The sequence below is a fragment of the Pseudomonas sp. PH1b genome (genome assembly GCF_000633395.1).
In the GTDB taxonomy this organism is placed as follows: Bacteria; Pseudomonadota; Gammaproteobacteria; order Pseudomonadales; family Pseudomonadaceae; genus Aquipseudomonas.
Genome location: NZ_AYMU01000009.1, coordinates 331665 through 345571, shown reverse-complemented (window position 1 = coordinate 345571; position 13907 = coordinate 331665). Strand labels below are relative to the sequence as shown.

28 protein-coding genes are annotated in these 13907 nt (G+C 54.7%); all 28 read left to right on the top strand.

What is annotated here, in order from left to right:
* Positions 1-167: 167 nt before the first annotated feature.
* The 28 genes from rpsJ to rplQ all read left to right on the top strand — a co-directional run bounded on the left by rpsJ (position 168) and on the right by rplQ (position 13863).
* A complete protein-coding gene (gene rpsJ, locus U873_RS0117120) occupies positions 168-479 on the top strand; it encodes a 30S ribosomal protein S10 (protein WP_003186070.1) in 312 nt (103 codons plus the stop codon).
* Positions 480-559: 80 nt separating this feature from the next.
* Positions 560-1195 carry a 50S ribosomal protein L3 gene (gene rplC, locus U873_RS0117115; protein ID WP_007924205.1) on the top strand — a complete coding sequence of 212 codons (636 nt, stop codon included), beginning with the start codon at positions 560-562 and terminating at the stop codon, positions 1193-1195.
* 12 nt (positions 1196-1207) lie between these two features.
* Positions 1208-1810 (top strand): 50S ribosomal protein L4, encoded by a 603-nt coding sequence (gene rplD, locus U873_RS0117110; protein ID WP_007924200.1) that lies wholly within the window; start codon positions 1208-1210, stop codon positions 1808-1810.
* Complete coding sequence (rplW, locus tag U873_RS0117105) at positions 1807-2106, top strand: 50S ribosomal protein L23 (protein WP_002555488.1); 300 nt, start codon at positions 1807-1809, stop codon at positions 2104-2106. The genes rplD and rplW overlap by 4 nt, the downstream gene beginning before the upstream one ends.
* 14 nt (positions 2107-2120) lie before the next feature.
* Entirely contained in the window at positions 2121-2945 is an 825-nt protein-coding gene (rplB, locus tag U873_RS35280; RefSeq protein ID WP_011063775.1) for a 50S ribosomal protein L2, read from the top strand.
* A gap of 16 nt (positions 2946-2961) precedes the next feature.
* Positions 2962-3237 (top strand): 30S ribosomal protein S19, encoded by a 276-nt coding sequence (gene rpsS / locus U873_RS0117095; protein WP_002555486.1) that lies wholly within the window; start codon positions 2962-2964, stop codon positions 3235-3237.
* Positions 3238-3250: 13 nt separating this feature from the next.
* Positions 3251-3583: a 50S ribosomal protein L22 gene (rplV, locus tag U873_RS0117090; RefSeq protein WP_003103908.1), complete on the top strand. Its 333-nt coding sequence runs from the start codon at positions 3251-3253 to the stop codon at positions 3581-3583.
* A 13-nt stretch (positions 3584-3596) separates the two neighbouring features.
* Complete coding sequence (rpsC, locus tag U873_RS0117085) at positions 3597-4283, top strand: 30S ribosomal protein S3 (RefSeq protein ID WP_007924192.1); 687 nt, start codon at positions 3597-3599, stop codon at positions 4281-4283.
* 12 nt (positions 4284-4295) lie between these two features.
* Positions 4296-4709 carry a 50S ribosomal protein L16 gene (rplP, locus tag U873_RS0117080; protein ID WP_003228729.1) on the top strand — a complete coding sequence of 138 codons (414 nt, stop codon included), beginning with the start codon at positions 4296-4298 and terminating at the stop codon, positions 4707-4709.
* Positions 4709-4900: a 50S ribosomal protein L29 gene (rpmC, locus tag U873_RS0117075; RefSeq protein WP_002555481.1), complete on the top strand. Its 192-nt coding sequence runs from the start codon at positions 4709-4711 to the stop codon at positions 4898-4900. The genes rplP and rpmC overlap by 1 nt, the downstream gene beginning before the upstream one ends.
* Before the next feature lie 2 nt (positions 4901-4902).
* Positions 4903-5169 (top strand): 30S ribosomal protein S17, encoded by a 267-nt coding sequence (gene rpsQ / locus U873_RS0117070; protein WP_003194644.1) that lies wholly within the window; start codon positions 4903-4905, stop codon positions 5167-5169.
* Positions 5170-5192: 23 nt separating this feature from the next.
* Positions 5193-5561 carry a 50S ribosomal protein L14 gene (gene rplN, locus U873_RS0117065; RefSeq protein ID WP_002555479.1) on the top strand — a complete coding sequence of 123 codons (369 nt, stop codon included), beginning with the start codon at positions 5193-5195 and terminating at the stop codon, positions 5559-5561.
* A gap of 11 nt (positions 5562-5572) precedes the next feature.
* The gene (gene rplX, locus U873_RS0117060) at positions 5573-5887 is read left to right on the top strand and encodes a 50S ribosomal protein L24 (RefSeq protein WP_007896770.1); all 315 of its coding nucleotides are present in this window, start codon (positions 5573-5575) and stop codon (positions 5885-5887) included.
* 20 nt (positions 5888-5907) lie between these two features.
* A complete protein-coding gene (rplE, locus tag U873_RS0117055; RefSeq protein WP_003210069.1) occupies positions 5908-6447 on the top strand; it encodes a 50S ribosomal protein L5 in 540 nt (179 codons plus the stop codon).
* Between the two features lie 13 nt (positions 6448-6460).
* Positions 6461-6766 (top strand): 30S ribosomal protein S14, encoded by a 306-nt coding sequence (gene rpsN / locus U873_RS0117050; RefSeq protein WP_003228726.1) that lies wholly within the window; start codon positions 6461-6463, stop codon positions 6764-6766.
* 207 nt (positions 6767-6973) lie between these two features.
* Positions 6974-7366, top strand: a complete 393-nt coding sequence (rpsH, locus tag U873_RS0117045) for a 30S ribosomal protein S8 (RefSeq protein ID WP_011063773.1) — start codon at positions 6974-6976, stop codon at positions 7364-7366.
* A 12-nt stretch (positions 7367-7378) separates the two neighbouring features.
* The gene (gene rplF, locus U873_RS0117040) at positions 7379-7912 is read left to right on the top strand and encodes a 50S ribosomal protein L6 (protein ID WP_025129400.1); all 534 of its coding nucleotides are present in this window, start codon (positions 7379-7381) and stop codon (positions 7910-7912) included.
* Positions 7913-7922: 10 nt separating this feature from the next.
* The gene (rplR, locus tag U873_RS0117035) at positions 7923-8273 is read left to right on the top strand and encodes a 50S ribosomal protein L18 (RefSeq protein WP_003186037.1); all 351 of its coding nucleotides are present in this window, start codon (positions 7923-7925) and stop codon (positions 8271-8273) included.
* A 3-nt stretch (positions 8274-8276) separates the two neighbouring features.
* Positions 8277-8777: a 30S ribosomal protein S5 gene (gene rpsE, locus U873_RS0117030; protein WP_007924184.1), complete on the top strand. Its 501-nt coding sequence runs from the start codon at positions 8277-8279 to the stop codon at positions 8775-8777.
* Between the two features lie 2 nt (positions 8778-8779).
* Positions 8780-8956: a 50S ribosomal protein L30 gene (rpmD, locus tag U873_RS0117025; protein ID WP_003176408.1), complete on the top strand. Its 177-nt coding sequence runs from the start codon at positions 8780-8782 to the stop codon at positions 8954-8956.
* Between the two features lie 3 nt (positions 8957-8959).
* Entirely contained in the window at positions 8960-9394 is a 435-nt protein-coding gene (rplO, locus tag U873_RS0117020; RefSeq protein ID WP_025129399.1) for a 50S ribosomal protein L15, read from the top strand.
* Positions 9395-10723: a preprotein translocase subunit SecY gene (secY, locus tag U873_RS0117015; protein WP_007924182.1), complete on the top strand. Its 1329-nt coding sequence runs from the start codon at positions 9395-9397 to the stop codon at positions 10721-10723.
* 24 nt (positions 10724-10747) lie between these two features.
* Positions 10748-10864 (top strand): 50S ribosomal protein L36, encoded by a 117-nt coding sequence (gene rpmJ, locus U873_RS36160; protein WP_002555468.1) that lies wholly within the window; start codon positions 10748-10750, stop codon positions 10862-10864.
* 130 nt (positions 10865-10994) lie between these two features.
* Positions 10995-11351 carry a 30S ribosomal protein S13 gene (gene rpsM / locus U873_RS0117010; RefSeq protein ID WP_003186020.1) on the top strand — a complete coding sequence of 119 codons (357 nt, stop codon included), beginning with the start codon at positions 10995-10997 and terminating at the stop codon, positions 11349-11351.
* Positions 11352-11381: 30 nt separating this feature from the next.
* Positions 11382-11771: a 30S ribosomal protein S11 gene (gene rpsK / locus U873_RS0117005; RefSeq protein ID WP_007924177.1), complete on the top strand. Its 390-nt coding sequence runs from the start codon at positions 11382-11384 to the stop codon at positions 11769-11771.
* 18 nt (positions 11772-11789) lie between these two features.
* Positions 11790-12410 carry a 30S ribosomal protein S4 gene (gene rpsD / locus U873_RS0117000; RefSeq protein ID WP_025129398.1) on the top strand — a complete coding sequence of 207 codons (621 nt, stop codon included), beginning with the start codon at positions 11790-11792 and terminating at the stop codon, positions 12408-12410.
* 22 nt (positions 12411-12432) lie between these two features.
* Entirely contained in the window at positions 12433-13434 is a 1002-nt protein-coding gene (gene rpoA, locus U873_RS0116995; RefSeq protein ID WP_007970428.1) for a DNA-directed RNA polymerase subunit alpha, read from the top strand.
* A 42-nt stretch (positions 13435-13476) separates the two neighbouring features.
* Positions 13477-13863: a 50S ribosomal protein L17 gene (gene rplQ, locus U873_RS0116990; RefSeq protein ID WP_007924175.1), complete on the top strand. Its 387-nt coding sequence runs from the start codon at positions 13477-13479 to the stop codon at positions 13861-13863.
* Positions 13864-13907: the final 44 nt, after the last annotated feature.

Here is a 13907-nt window from a genome sequence, read left to right as displayed (position 1 = left end):
CGTCGTAGCCAAAGTTATCGAGTAATAGTCGATGATTTGAAAAAAGCCCCCGCATTGCGGGGGCTTTTTTATTGGGTTGACACCTATCAGGGGCGTCTATAGAATTGCGCCTCCTTTTAACGGGCGCAGTGCGCCCGGTGGGAATAGCAGCCGGAGTCTGAAATCCAATGCAAAATCAGCAAATCCGTATCAGGTTGAAGGCTTTTGACCATCGACTGATCGACCAATCCACCCAGGAAATCGTGGAAACCGCGAAACGTACTGGTGCTCAAGTGCGTGGTCCTATTCCACTGCCTACCCGTAAAGAGCGGTTTACCGTTCTGGTCTCCCCGCACGTCAACAAAGACGCGCGTGACCAGTACGAAATCCGTACTCATAAGCGCGTACTGGACATCGTCCAGCCAACGGATAAAACCGTTGATGCTCTTATGAAGCTTGATCTTGCGGCCGGTGTGGAAGTGCAGATCAGCCTCGGCTAAGACTCGGTCTTAGTCGTGTAACGCTCTGAAATGGGCGGCCATAGCGGGTGAAAGCCCCGTACACTCATGAGGTTTACAACATGACTATTGGTGTAGTCGGTCGTAAATGCGGTATGACCCGTATTTTCACCGAAGAAGGTGTCTCCATTCCGGTCACGGTCATTGAGATCGAGCCGAATCGCGTCACCCAGTTCAAAACTGAAGAAACCGATGGCTATCGTGCAGTGCAGGTCACTGTAGGTGAGCGTCGTGCTTCGCGCGTGACTGCTGCTCAAGCAGGTCACTTCGCTAAAGCGAACGTAGCTGCCGGTCGTGGCGTTTGGGAATTCCGTCTTGAAGAAGGCGAGTACCAAGCTGGCGATCTGATCAATGCAGAAATCTTCGCAGCTGGCCAACTGGTAGATGTTACCGGTCAGTCGAAAGGTAAAGGCTTCGCCGGTACCATCAAGCGTTGGAATTTCCGCGGTCAAGATAACACCCACGGTAACTCCGTTTCCCACCGCGTCCCGGGCTCTATTGGCCAGTGCCAGACTCCTGGTCGTGTATTCAAGGGCAAAAAAATGTCCGGTCATATGGGCGCTGAGCGCGTGACCGTGCAGTCCCTGGAAGTAGTGCGCGTCGACGCTGAACGCAATCTGTTGTTGGTCAAGGGTGCTGTTCCTGGCGCTACTGGCGGCAACCTGGTTGTACGTCCGGCGGCCAAGGCTCGCGGTTAAGGGGAAGCTGACATGCAATTAAATGTAAATGACGCTCAAGCGATCGAAGTTTCCGAACTGACATTTGGCGGCGAATTCAACGAGACGCTGGTTCACCAAGCAGTCGTGGCCTACATGGCCGGCGGCCGTCAAGGTAGCAAGCAGCAAAAGACCCGTTCCGACGTTTCCGGTGGCGGCAAGCGCCCATGGCGTCAGAAAGGTACTGGCCGTGCTCGTGCCGGTACTATCCGTAGCCCAATCTGGCGTGGCGGCGGTACCACTTTCGCAGCTCGTCCTCAGGATCACTCCCAGAAGCTGAACAAGAAGATGTATCGCGCAGCAATGCGTTCCATCCTTGCTGAGCTGGTGCGTACTGATCGTCTGGTCGTGGTTCAGGATTTCGCTGTTGAAACTCCGAAAACCAAAGATCTGCTGGGCAAGCTGAACAACATGAGCCTGACCGATGTTCTGATCGTGTCGGACGCTGTTGATCAGAACCTGTACCTGGCTGCTCGCAACCTGCCACACGTTGATGTACGTGACGTGCAAGGTTCCGATCCAGTTAGTCTGATCGCATACGACAAAGTGTTGATCACTGTGTCGGCCGTGAAGAAATTCGAGGAGCTGCTGGGATGAACCAGGAACGCGTATTTAAAGTTCTGCTTGGCCCGCACGTTTCCGAGAAGGCTACGGTTCTGGCAGACAAGAAAGGCCAGTTCGTTTTCAAGGTTGCTACTGATGCAACCAAGCTGGAAATCAAGAAGGCCGTCGAAAGCCTGTTCAGCGTGAAAGTGGAACGTGTTACTACCCTGAATGTTCTGGGTAAGAGCAAGCGTACCGCTCGCGGTCTGGGCAAGCGTAATGACTGGAAGAAGGCAGTTATCTCCCTTCAGCCAGGCCAAGATCTCGATTTCAGCAGCAGTGCTGAGTAAGGAAGGGGTGCATCATGGCAATCGTTAAATGCAAACCGACTTCCCCTGGCCGCCGTTTTGTGGTCAAGGTGGTCAATCAGGAGCTGCATAAAGGCGCTCCTCACGCACCGCTGCTCGAGAAGAAGTCGAAGTCTGGTGGTCGTAACAACAATGGCCGCATTACCACCCGTCACGTTGGTGGTGGTCATAAGCAGCATTATCGTCTGGTCGACTTCCGTCGCAACGACAAAGATGGCATCGCTGCCACTGTCGAGCGTATCGAATACGATCCAAACCGTACTGCTCACATCGCTCTGCTGCTGTACGCAGATGGCGAGCGTCGCTACATCATCGCCCCTAAAGGCGTGAGCGCTGGCGACCAGCTGATCGCAGGTGCTCTGGCACCGATCAAGCCGGGCAACGCTCTGCAACTGCGCAACATTCCAGTTGGTAGCACCGTACACGGCATCGAACTGAAGCCAGGTAAAGGCGCGCAAATCGCTCGTTCGGCTGGTGCTTCGGCTCAGCTGGTCGCTCGTGAAGGTGTCTATGTGACCCTGCGTCTGCGTTCTGGTGAGATGCGTAAAGTGCTGGCTGAGTGCCGTGCGACCCTGGGCGAAGTCTCGAACTCCGAGCACAGCCTGCGTTCGCTGGGTAAAGCTGGTGCCAAACGCTGGCGTGGCGTTCGCCCAACCGTTCGTGGTGTTGCCATGAACCCGGTTGACCACCCACATGGTGGTGGTGAAGGTCGTACCTCTGGTGGTCGTCATCCGGTATCGCCATGGGGCTTCCCGACTAAGGGCGCGAAGACTCGTGGTAATAAGCGTACCGACAAAATGATCGTCCGTCGTCGCAAGTAAATAGAGGGATACGACAGTGCCACGTTCTCTGAAAAAAGGTCCTTTTATTGATCTTCACCTACTGAAGAAGATCGAAGTGGCGGCGGAAAAGAACGATCGCAAACCAGTTAAGACCTGGTCGCGCCGTTCCATGATCCTGCCACAAATGGTCGGTCTGACCATTGCTGTGCATAACGGTCGTCAACATGTTCCAGTTCTCGTGAACGAAGACATGGTCGGCCACAAACTGGGCGAGTTCGCCGGTACCCGTACATATCGCGGGCACGTGGCTGACAAGAAAGCCAAGCGTTAAGGGGTAAGGAACGATGGAAGTAGCCGCTAAGTTGTCGGGCGCTCGAATCTCCGCCCAGAAAGCCCGCTTGGTCGCCGACCAGATCCGCGGGAAGAAGGTGGGCGAAGCGCTCAACCTGTTGGCTTTCAGCAGTAAGAAAGCCGCCGAGATCATGAAGAAAGTGCTGGAGTCGGCCGTAGCCAACGCCGAGCATAACGAAGGCGCAGACGTTGATGACCTGAAGGTCTCCACCGTTTTCGTCAACGAAGGGCGTTCGCTGAAGCGCATCATGCCACGTGCCAAAGGCCGTGCTGATCGCATCGTCAAGCGGTCTTGCCATATCACTGTCAAGGTTGCTGACAAGTAACGGAGTCGAAGAGATGGGTCAGAAAGTACATCCCATTGGCATTCGCCTGGGAATCGTCAAGGAGCACACCTCCGTCTGGTACGCAGACGGTCGGACTTATGCGGACTATTTGCTCGCAGATCTGAATGTGCGTGAGTATCTCCAAGACAAACTAAAAAGCGCGTCCGTAAGCCGTATCGATATCCATCGTCCGGCTCAAACTGCACGCATCACCATCCACACCGCTCGTCCCGGCATCGTGATCGGCAAGAAAGGTGAAGATGTTGAGAAGCTGCGTCAGGACCTGACCAAGCAAATGGGTGTGCCTGTGCACATCAATATCGAAGAGATCCGCAAGCCGGAGCTCGACGGTATGCTGGTTGCGCAGAGCGTAGCTCAGCAGCTGGAGCGTCGCGTAATGTTCCGTCGCGCTATGAAGCGCGCCGTACAGAACGCCATGCGCATTGGTGCCAAAGGCATCAAAATCCAAGTGAGCGGTCGTCTCGGCGGTGCAGAAATCGCACGTACTGAATGGTATCGCGAAGGTCGTGTGCCACTGCACACCCTGCGTGCTGATATCGACTATGCCACCTACGAAGCTCACACCACTTACGGTGTGATCGGTGTGAAGGTTTGGATCTTCAAAGGCGAAGTAATTGGTGGTCGCCAAGAAGAACTGAAGCCACAAGCACCTGCGCCTCGTAAAAAAGCTGCTAAGTAAGGGGTACGCCAAATGTTGCAACCAAAGCGTACGAAGTTCCGCAAGCAGATGACCGGTCACAACCGTGGTCTGGCACTGCGCGGTAGCAAAGTCAGCTTCGGCGAGTTCGCGCTGAAGTCTGTTGCTCGTGGTCGTCTCACCGCTCGTCAGATCGAGTCAGCGCGTCGTGCTCTGACCCGTCACGTAAAACGTGGCGGCAAGATCTGGATCCGTGTATTCCCGGACAAGCCTATTTCCAAGAAGCCACTCGAAGTTCGGATGGGTAAAGGTAAGGGTAACGTCGAATACTGGGTTGCCCAGATTCAGCCAGGCAAAGTCCTGTATGAAATCGAGGGTGTTTCTGAAGAGCTGGCGCGTGAGGCTTTCGCCCTGGCTGCTGCAAAGCTGCCGCTCGCCACCTCCTTTGTTAAACGGACGGTGATGTGATGAAAGCGAATGAACTTCGTGAAAAATCCGCACAGCAGCTGAACGAGCAACTGCTCGGCCTGCTGCGCGACCAGTTCAATCTGCGCATGCAGAAAGCAACTGGCCAGTTGGGGCAGTCTCATCTGCTCTCGCAAGTTAAGCGTGACATCGCTCGCGTGAAGACTGTGCTCAACCAGCAGGCAGGTAAGTAATCATGGCTGAAGCCGAAAAAACTGTCCGTACGCTGACTGGCCGTGTTGTCAGCGACAAGATGGACAAGACCATCACCGTTCTGATCGAGCGTCGCGTTAAGCACCCTATCTACGGTAAATACGTTAAGCGTTCGACTAAGCTGCACGCGCACGACGAAACCAACCAGTGCCACATCGGCGACAAAGTCACTATTCGTGAAACTCGTCCGATGGCCAAGACCAAGTCTTGGGCCCTGGTTGATGTTCTCGAACGCGCTGTGGAAGTCTAAGGGCTAGGGGTCGGAGAAATTATATGATTCAGACTCAATCCATGCTCGATGTGGCCGATAACAGCGGCGCTCGCCGCGTTATGTGCATCAAGGTGCTGGGTGGCTCCCATCGTCGTTACGCTGGTATCGGTGACATCATCAAAGTTACCGTCAAGGAAGCAATTCCTCGCGGTAAGGTGAAAAAAGGCCAAGTGATGACTGCTGTTGTAGTCCGCACTCGCCATGGCGTTCGTCGTGCTGACGGCTCCATCATCCGCTTTGATGGCAACGCTGCTGTTCTGTTGAACAACAAGCAAGAGCCGATCGGCACCCGTATCTTTGGGCCAGTGACCCGTGAACTTCGTACTGAGAAGTTCATGAAGATCGTCTCGCTCGCCCCAGAAGTGCTGTAAGGAGATCCGACATGCAAAAGATTCGTCGTGACGACGAGATCATCGTGATCGCCGGCAAAGACAAAGGTAAGCGCGGTAAGGTGCTTAAGGTTCTGGCTGATGACCGTCTGGTTGTCGGTGGCCTGAACCTGGTCAAGCGTCATACCAAGCCTAACCCGATGTCGGGCGTACAGGGCGGTATCGTCGAGAAAGAAGCGCCACTGCACGCTTCCAACGTCGCCATTTTCAACGGCGAAACCAACAAGGCTGACCGCGTTGGTTTCAAAGTAGAAGACGGCAAAAAAATTCGTGTCTTCAAGTCGACCCAAAAAGCGGTTGATGCTTGAACACTGCTAGGTAGAAGACCATGGCACGACTAAAAGAGATTTACCGGAAGGAAATCGCTCCGAAACTTAAGGAAGAACTTAAGCTTTCGAACGTGATGGAAGTTCCGCGCGTTACCAAAATCACCCTGAACATGGGTCTGGGCGAAGCTATCGGCGACAAAAAAGTCATCGAGCATGCTGTTGCTGACCTGGAAAAGATCACCGGCCAGAAAGTCGTTGTGACCTACGCTCGTAAATCCATCGCTGGCTTCAAAGTCCGCGAAGGATGGCCGATCGGCGTCAAAGTGACCCTGCGCCGTGAGCGTATGTACGAGTTCCTGGATCGTCTGCTGTCGATCTCCCTGCCTCGGGTTCGCGACTTCCGCGGCCTGAATGCCAAGTCCTTCGATGGTCGTGGCAACTACAGCATGGGCGTGAAAGAGCAGATCATTTTCCCGGAAATCGATTACGACAAGATCGATGCTCTCCGCGGTCTGGACATTACCCTGACCACCACTGCCAAGAACGATGATGAAGGCCGCGCTCTGCTGCGTGCTTTCAAATTCCCGTTCCGCAACTGATTGGAGTAGGAAAATGGCCAAGAAGAGCATGAAAAACCGTGAGCTGAAGCGTCAGCTCACCGTTGCCAAGTACGCCACCAAGCGTGCAGCGCTGAAAGCTATCATCGTGGATCTGAACGCAAGTCCAGAAGCTCGTTGGGAAGCTACCGTAGCTCTGCAGAAGCAGCCACGTGACGCAAGCGCCTCGCGCATGCGTAACCGCTGCCGCCTGACTGGTCGTCCGCACGGCGTTTACCGCAAGTTCGGCCTTGGCCGTAACAAGCTGCGTGAAGCTGCCATGCGTGGTGACGTACCAGGTCTGGTTAAAGCCAGCTGGTAATAGCTATCAAAGTCGCGGTTGTCGGGTTCGCAAGAAGCCGATAACCGGTGGCCTTGAACGTGAATCAAGCCCCTTTTGGGGCTTGATTCATTTCTGGGGTGTGTCTAGAATGACCGGCTCGCCTGAGCCCGTGTTTTTTGCCCGGAATTTCTCGGCGACAGTTGTAGCCGCAAGGCTAATTCTTTTTGTATCAGGAGCATCTAGCCCATGAGTATGCAGGACCCGTTAGCGGACATGCTAACTCGAATCCGTAATGCCCAGATGGCTGAAAAGTCCGTCGTAAGCATGCCGTCTTCCACGTTGAAGGTGGCTGTAGCAAAAGTCCTGAAGGACGAAGGTTACATCGCGGGTTATCAGATCAGCAGCGAAATCAAACCTCTGCTGTCCATCGAGCTGAAGTACTTCGAAGGCCGTCCGGTCATCGAAGAAGTGAAGCGCGTTAGCCGTCCAGGCCTGCGTCAGTACAAGTCCGTTGAAGAACTGCCGAAAGTACGTGGCGGTCTTGGCGTGTCTATCGTCTCCACCAACAAAGGTGTGATGACTGATCGTGCTGCGCGCGCTGCCGGTGTCGGCGGCGAAGTTCTTTGCACTGTGTTCTAAGGGGGGATAAGCATGTCTCGCGTCGCTAAGAACCCCGTTAAGCTGCCAGCTGGTGTCGAAGTTAAATTCGCCGGCCAACAGCTTTCGGTGAAGGGTGCCAAGGGCACTCTCGAACTGAACGTTCACTCGTCCGTTGAAATCGTTGAGGAAGCTGGTGAGCTGCGTTTTGCTGCTCGCAATGGCGACCAACAAACGCGTGCAATGGCCGGTACCACTCGTGCTCTGGTAAACAACATGGTCCAAGGCGTAAGCCAAGGCTTCGAGCGCAAGCTCCAGCTGGTCGGTGTTGGTTACAAGGCACAAGCAAAAGGCACAGTGCTGAACCTGGCCCTCGGCTTCTCGCATCCAGTGGATTACGAACTGCCGGAAGGCATCACCGCTGAGACTCCTAGCCAGACCGATATCCTGATCAAGGGCATCGATAAGCAGCTGGTAGGTCAAGTGGCCGCTGAGATCCGCGACTTCCGTCCACCAGAGCCTTACAAAGGTAAAGGTGTGCGCTACGCGGACGAAGTCGTCCGTCGTAAAGAAGCCAAGAAGAAGTAGGGCATAGCAAATGACCGACAAAAAAGTTACTCGACTGCGTCGCGCTCGCAAAGCACGCCTGAAAATGCACGAACTCGAAGTCGTGCGTCTCTGCGTGTTCCGCTCTTCGCAGCACATCTACGCCCAGGTCATTTCGGCCGACGGCAACAAAGTCCTGGCAAGTGCCTCGACTTTGGATAAAGAACTGCGTGATGGCGCCACTGGCAACATCGACGCGGCCACTAAGGTTGGCCAGCTGGTCGCTACGCGTGCTAAAGCCGCTGGCGTCTCGCAGGTGGCTTTCGACCGCTCTGGCTTCAAGTACCACGGCCGCGTCAAGGCGCTGGCTGATGCTGCTCGTGAAGCTGGGCTGGAGTTCTAAGTTATGTCAAATAACGACCAAAAGCGCGACGAAGGCTACATTGAGAAGCTGGTTCAAGTTAACCGCGTAGCCAAAACCGTTAAAGGCGGCCGTATCTTCACTTTCACCGCGTTGACCGTGGTTGGTGATGGTAAGGGCCGTGTTGGCTTCGGCCGTGGCAAGTCGCGTGAAGTGCCTGCTGCGATCCAGAAGGCAATGGAAGCTGCTCGTCGCAACATGATCCAAGTTGATCTGAACGGCACCACTCTGCAGTACGCCATGAAGTCCGCCCACGGCGCTTCCAAGGTTTACATGCAGCCTGCTTCTGAAGGTACCGGTATCATCGCTGGCGGCGCTATGCGTGCTGTCCTCGAAGTTGCTGGCGTTCAGAACGTTCTGGCCAAGTGCTACGGCTCGACTAACCCAGTAAACGTGGTTCACGCCACTTTCAAGGGTTTGAAGGCAATGCAGTCCCCTGAATCCATTGCCGCCAAGCGTGGCAAAAGCGTCCAGGAGATTATCTGATCATGGCTACCGTTAAAGTAACGCTGATCAAAAGCATGACCGGCCGCATCCCTAACCACAAACTGTGCGTTAAGGGTCTGGGTCTGCGTCGCATCGGTCACACTGTAGAAGTCCAGGATACTCCCGAGAATCGCGGGATGATCAACAAGGCTTACTACATGCTGCGTGTCGAGGGTTAATCGATGAAACTCAATGATCTGAGTCCAGCGCCGGGTTCCCGTCGCGAAAAGCATCGTCCGGGCCGTGGTATCGGTAGTGGTTTGGGTAAGACTGGTGGCCGTGGTCACAAAGGTCAGACTTCCCGCTCCGGTGGCACCATTGCTCCAGGCTTTGAAGGCGGTCAACAGCCGCTGCATCGTCGTCTGCCGAAGTTCGGTTTCGTTTCCCTGAAAGCCATGGACCGCGCAGAAGTGCGTCTGTCCGAGCTGGCTAAAGTGGAAGGCGACATCGTTACCGTGCAGTCCCTGAAAGATGCCAACGTGATCAACGTCAACGTTCAGCGTGTGAAAATCATGCTGTCCGGCGAAGTTACTCGCGCTGTGACCATCAAGGGTATCGCCGCCACCAAAGGTGCGCGTGCGGCTATCGAAGCAGCTGGCGGCAAGTTCGAGGAATAAATGGCTAAGCAAGGTGCTCTCTCTGCGCTCGGCAAAGGCGGTATGTCTGAACTCTGGGCTCGTCTGCGTTTTCTGTTCCTGGCGATTATCGTCTACCGAATAGGCGCACACATCCCGGTTCCAGGTATCAACCCGGACCGACTCGCAGACCTGTTTCGACAGAATGAGGGGACCATTCTTAGCTTGTTCAACATGTTTTCCGGCGGCGCGCTGGAGCGGATGAGCATTTTTGCACTGGGGATCATGCCGTACATTTCGGCATCGATCATCATGCAGCTGATGACCGCCGTCAGCCCGCAGCTGGAGCAGTTGAAGAAGGAAGGTGAAGCTGGCCGTCGCAAGATCAGCCAGTACACCCGCTACGGCACTGTCGTCCTCGCTCTGGTTCAGGCTATCGGCATGTCCGTTGGTCTGGCCGGGCAGGGCGTTGCGTTCACTGGTGACTTTGGCTTCCATTTCGTCGCGGTATCCACTTTTGTGGCTGGTGCGATGTTCATGATGTGGCTGGGTGAGCAGATTACTGAGCGTGGTGTTGGCAACGGTATCTCGATGTTGATTTTCGCAGGTATCGTCGCCGGTCTTCCGAGAGCGATCGGGCAGTCTTTCGAGTCTGCACGTCAGGGTGATATCAATATTTTCGCCTTGGTTGCGATCGGTTTGCTGGCAGTAGCGATTATCGGTTTTGTGGTGTTCATTGAGCGTGGTCAGCGTCGTATTGCTGTTCACTACGCCAAGCGTCAGCAGGGCCGTAAGGTGTTTGCTGCGCAGACCAGCCACTTGCCGCTGAAAGTGAATATGGCCGGTGTTATTCCTGCTATTTTCGCGAGCAGCATTTTGCTGTTTCCGGCTTCGTTGGGTGCCTGGTTCGGTCAGTCTGAAGGTATGGGCTGGTTGCAGGACATCTCGCAGTCGATCGCTCCTGGTCAGCCGTTGAATATTCTGCTGTTTAGTGCAGGGATTATTTTCTTCTGCTTCTTCTATACGGCGTTGATGTTCAATCCGAAAGACGTAGCGGAAAACCTGAAGAAGTCCGGTGCCTTTATTCCGGGCATCCGTCCAGGTGAGCAGTCTGCGCGCTACATTGATGGCGTTCTGACCCGCTTGACCATGTTCGGTGCTCTATATATGACGGCCGTCTGTCTGTTGCCCCAGTTCCTGGTGGTTGCTGCAAACGTTCCGTTCTACCTTGGCGGGACCTCGTTGCTGATCGTGGTCGTGGTTGTTATGGACTTCATGTCCCAAGTACAATCGCACCTCGTTTCCCACCAGTACGAATCCCTGATGAAGAAAGCCAACCTGAAGGGTTACGGCAGCGGCATGCTGCGCTAATCCATAAGGTTCGAGGAGTTGGTGATGAAAGTTCGTGCATCGGTGAAAAAGCTGTGCCGTAACTGCAAGATTATTCGCCGCGAAGGTGTTGTTCGAGTAATTTGCAGCGCGGAACCGCGTCACAAACAGCGCCAAGGCTGAGTGTGATTGTGCTTCAAGCCCGGCAGCTAGTGCGCTGCCGGGTTGATTATTTGTTATTACAGCGATATTATCTCGCGCCCTATTTCTTGGCTTCCGGGGCGTAGGTAGCTGTCAATTGGAGTCCCACTGAATGGCCCGTATTGCAGGCGTTAACATTCCAGATAACAAGCATACTGTTATCTCGCTGACCTACATCTATGGTGTTGGTCGCACTACTGCGCAGAAAATCTGCGCGGTGACTGGGGTCAACCCAGCTGCGAAGATCAAGGATCTGAGCGACGAGCAAATTGAACAGCTGCGTGGCGAAGTGGCGAAGTTCACCACTGAAGGTGACCTGCGTCGCGAAATCAACATGAAAATCAAACGCTTGATGGATCTGGGCTGCTACCGCGGTCTGCGCCATCGTCGTGGTCTTCCAGTGCGCGGTCAGCGTACCAAGACCAACGCGCGTACTCGCAAAGGTCCGCGTAAGCCGATCCGCAAGTAATCGCACCAGCGAATCGACAGGAATTTAGTCATGGCAAAACCTGCTGCTCGTCCTCGTAAAAAGATTAAAAAGACAGTGGTTGATGGCATCGCCCACATCCACGCGTCTTTCAACAACACCATCGTGACCATCACCGACCGTCAAGGTAACGCTCTTTCCTGGGCAACCTCCGGTGGTTCGGGTTTCCGCGGTTCTCGCAAGTCCACCCCGTTCGCTGCTCAAGTAGCTGCTGAGCGTGCTGGTCAAGCTGCGCTGGAATATGGCCTGAAAAACCTCGACGTTAACGTCAAGGGCCCAGGTCCAGGTCGTGAATCCGCAGTCCGCGCTTTGAACGGCTGTGGCTACAAGATCGCCAGCATCACCGACGTGACGCCAATCCCGCACAACGGGTGCCGTCCGCCGAAGAAGCGCCGCGTGTAATCCAGGAGATTGTAAAGAATGGCTCGTTACATTGGTCCAAAATGCAAACTGGCTCGTCGCGAAGGCACCGATCTCTTCCTGAAGAGCGGCGTGCGCGCTATCGAATCCAAGTGCAACATCGAAGCAGCTCCTGGCATCCATGGCCAGCGTCGTGGTCGTCAATCCGACTACGGTACCCAGCTGCGTGAAAAGCAAAAAGTTCGTCGTATCTACGGCGTACTCGAGCGTCAATTCAGCGGTTACTACAAACAAGCAGCTGGCAAGAAGGGCGCAACCGGTGAAAACCTGCTGCAACTGCTCGAATGCCGTCTGGACAACGTTGTATACCGCATGGGCTTCGGTTCGACTCGTGCCGAATCCCGTCAGCTGGTATCGCACAAGTCGATCAGCGTAAACGGTCAGACCGTTAACGTTCCGTCCTTCCAGGTTCGTGCTGGTGACGTGGTTGCTGTTCGCGAGAAAGCAAAAAACCAACTTCGCATTGTCCAAGCTCTCGATCTGTGTGCTCAACGTGGCCGCGTAGAATGGGTAGAAGTAGACACTGAGAAGAAGTCGGGCGTTTTCAAGAACGTTCCAGCTCGCAGTGATCTGTCCGCCGACATCAACGAAAGCCTGATTGTCGAGCTCTACTCCAAGTAAGGGCTAGAAAATAGGTGCATCCATGCAGATTTCGGTAAATGAGTTCCTGACACCCCGCCATATTGATGTGCAGGTTGTCAGTCCAACCCGCGCCAAGATCACCCTCGAGCCTCTCGAGCGTGGTTTTGGCCACACCCTGGGCAACGCGCTGCGCCGCATCCTGTTGTCCTCAATGCCCGGCTGTGCAGTAGTCGAGGCCGAGATTGACGGTGTGCTCCACGAGTACAGCGCCATCGAAGGTGTACAGGAAGACGTAATTGAAATCCTGTTGAACCTTAAAGGTCTGGCTATCAAGCTGCACGGCCGTGACGAAGTTACGCTGACCTTGTCGAAGAAGGGTTCGGGGGTGGTTACCGCTGCCGATATTCAGCTGGATCATGATGTCGAGATCGTTAACCCCGATCACGTAATCGCTAACCTGGCGTCTAACGGCGCCCTGAACATGAAGCTCGTAGTAGCTCGTGGTCGTGGTTATGAACCGGCCGACTCGCGTCAGAGCGATGAAGACGAAAGCCGCAGCATTGGTCGCTTGCAGCTTGACTCTTCGTTCAGCCCGGTTCGCCGTATCGCATACGTGGTGGAAAACGCCCGTGTCGAGCAGCGTACTAACCTGGACAAGCTGGTTATTGATCTGGAAACCAACGGTACCCTGGATCCTGAAGAGGCTATCCGCCGTGCTGCAACCATCCTGCAACAGCAGTTGGCTGCGTTCGTCGACCTCAAAGGTGACAGTGAGCCAGTGGTAGTCGAGCAAGAAGACGAGATCGATCCGATCCTGCTTCGCCCGGTTGACGATCTGGAACTGACTGTACGTTCGGCTAACTGCCTTAAGGCGGAAAACATTTACTACATCGGCGACCTGATTCAGCGTACCGAAGTAGAACTGTTGAAGACTCCGAACCTGGGCAAGAAATCCTTGACTGAAATCAAGGACGTTCTGGCCTCCCGCGGTCTGTCCCTCGGCATGCGCCTCGACAACTGGCCGCCTGCAAGTCTTAAGAAGGACGACAAGGCGACTGCCTGATCGTCGTAATCACCGAACGTTGTGTTTGGTAAGGAATGAACCATGCGTCATCGTAAAAGTGGGCGTCACCTGAGCCGCACCAGCTCGCACCGCAAGGCCATGTTCCAAAACATGGCGGTGTCGCTGTTCGAGCACGAGCTGATCAAAACTACACTGCCGAAAGCTAAAGAACTGCGCCGCGTTGCCGAGCCGCTGATCACTTTGGCCAAGACAGACAGCCTGGCTAACCGCCGTCTGGCTTTCGACCGTACTCGTTCGAAAGCCATCGTTGGTAAGCTCTTCAACGACCTGGGCAAGCGTTACGCTACCCGTGAGGGTGGCTACCTGCGCATCCTCAAGTGCGGTTTCCGCGCTGGCGACAACGCTCCTATGGCGTACGTTGAACTGGTTGATCGTGCTGTCGGCGGTGAAGCTGTATCCGCTGAGTAAGACGTCAGTCTGAAACAAGAAACCGGGCCTAGTGCCCGGTTTTT

Bases quoted from the DNA above. Each gene is read 5' to 3' on its own strand.
- rpsJ (WP_003186070.1), top strand. From the start codon at position 168: ATGCAAAATCAGCAAATCCGTATCAGGTTGAAGGCTTTTGACCATCGA.
- rplC (WP_007924205.1), top strand. From the start codon at position 560: ATGACTATTGGTGTAGTCGGTCGTAAATGCGGTATGACCCGTATTTTC.
- rplD (WP_007924200.1), top strand. From the start codon at position 1,208: ATGCAATTAAATGTAAATGACGCTCAAGCGATCGAAGTTTCCGAACTG.
- rplW (WP_002555488.1), top strand. From the start codon at position 1,807: ATGAACCAGGAACGCGTATTTAAAGTTCTGCTTGGCCCGCACGTTTCC.
- rplB (WP_011063775.1), top strand. From the start codon at position 2,121: ATGGCAATCGTTAAATGCAAACCGACTTCCCCTGGCCGCCGTTTTGTG.
- rplV (WP_003103908.1), top strand. From the start codon at position 3,251: ATGGAAGTAGCCGCTAAGTTGTCGGGCGCTCGAATCTCCGCCCAGAAA.
- rpsC (WP_007924192.1), top strand. From the start codon at position 3,597: ATGGGTCAGAAAGTACATCCCATTGGCATTCGCCTGGGAATCGTCAAG.
- rplP (WP_003228729.1), top strand. From the start codon at position 4,296: ATGTTGCAACCAAAGCGTACGAAGTTCCGCAAGCAGATGACCGGTCAC.
- rpmC (WP_002555481.1), top strand. From the start codon at position 4,709: ATGAAAGCGAATGAACTTCGTGAAAAATCCGCACAGCAGCTGAACGAG.
- rpsQ (WP_003194644.1), top strand. From the start codon at position 4,903: ATGGCTGAAGCCGAAAAAACTGTCCGTACGCTGACTGGCCGTGTTGTC.
- rplN (WP_002555479.1), top strand. From the start codon at position 5,193: ATGATTCAGACTCAATCCATGCTCGATGTGGCCGATAACAGCGGCGCT.
- rplX (WP_007896770.1), top strand. From the start codon at position 5,573: ATGCAAAAGATTCGTCGTGACGACGAGATCATCGTGATCGCCGGCAAA.
- rplE (WP_003210069.1), top strand. From the start codon at position 5,908: ATGGCACGACTAAAAGAGATTTACCGGAAGGAAATCGCTCCGAAACTT.
- rpsN (WP_003228726.1), top strand. From the start codon at position 6,461: ATGGCCAAGAAGAGCATGAAAAACCGTGAGCTGAAGCGTCAGCTCACC.
- rpsH (WP_011063773.1), top strand. From the start codon at position 6,974: ATGAGTATGCAGGACCCGTTAGCGGACATGCTAACTCGAATCCGTAAT.
- rplF (WP_025129400.1), top strand. From the start codon at position 7,379: ATGTCTCGCGTCGCTAAGAACCCCGTTAAGCTGCCAGCTGGTGTCGAA.
- rplR (WP_003186037.1), top strand. From the start codon at position 7,923: ATGACCGACAAAAAAGTTACTCGACTGCGTCGCGCTCGCAAAGCACGC.
- rpsE (WP_007924184.1), top strand. From the start codon at position 8,277: ATGTCAAATAACGACCAAAAGCGCGACGAAGGCTACATTGAGAAGCTG.
- rpmD (WP_003176408.1), top strand. From the start codon at position 8,780: ATGGCTACCGTTAAAGTAACGCTGATCAAAAGCATGACCGGCCGCATC.
- rplO (WP_025129399.1), top strand. From the start codon at position 8,960: ATGAAACTCAATGATCTGAGTCCAGCGCCGGGTTCCCGTCGCGAAAAG.
- secY (WP_007924182.1), top strand. From the start codon at position 9,395: ATGGCTAAGCAAGGTGCTCTCTCTGCGCTCGGCAAAGGCGGTATGTCT.
- rpmJ (WP_002555468.1), top strand. From the start codon at position 10,748: ATGAAAGTTCGTGCATCGGTGAAAAAGCTGTGCCGTAACTGCAAGATT.
- rpsM (WP_003186020.1), top strand. From the start codon at position 10,995: ATGGCCCGTATTGCAGGCGTTAACATTCCAGATAACAAGCATACTGTT.
- rpsK (WP_007924177.1), top strand. From the start codon at position 11,382: ATGGCAAAACCTGCTGCTCGTCCTCGTAAAAAGATTAAAAAGACAGTG.
- rpsD (WP_025129398.1), top strand. From the start codon at position 11,790: ATGGCTCGTTACATTGGTCCAAAATGCAAACTGGCTCGTCGCGAAGGC.
- rpoA (WP_007970428.1), top strand. From the start codon at position 12,433: ATGCAGATTTCGGTAAATGAGTTCCTGACACCCCGCCATATTGATGTG.
- rplQ (WP_007924175.1), top strand. From the start codon at position 13,477: ATGCGTCATCGTAAAAGTGGGCGTCACCTGAGCCGCACCAGCTCGCAC.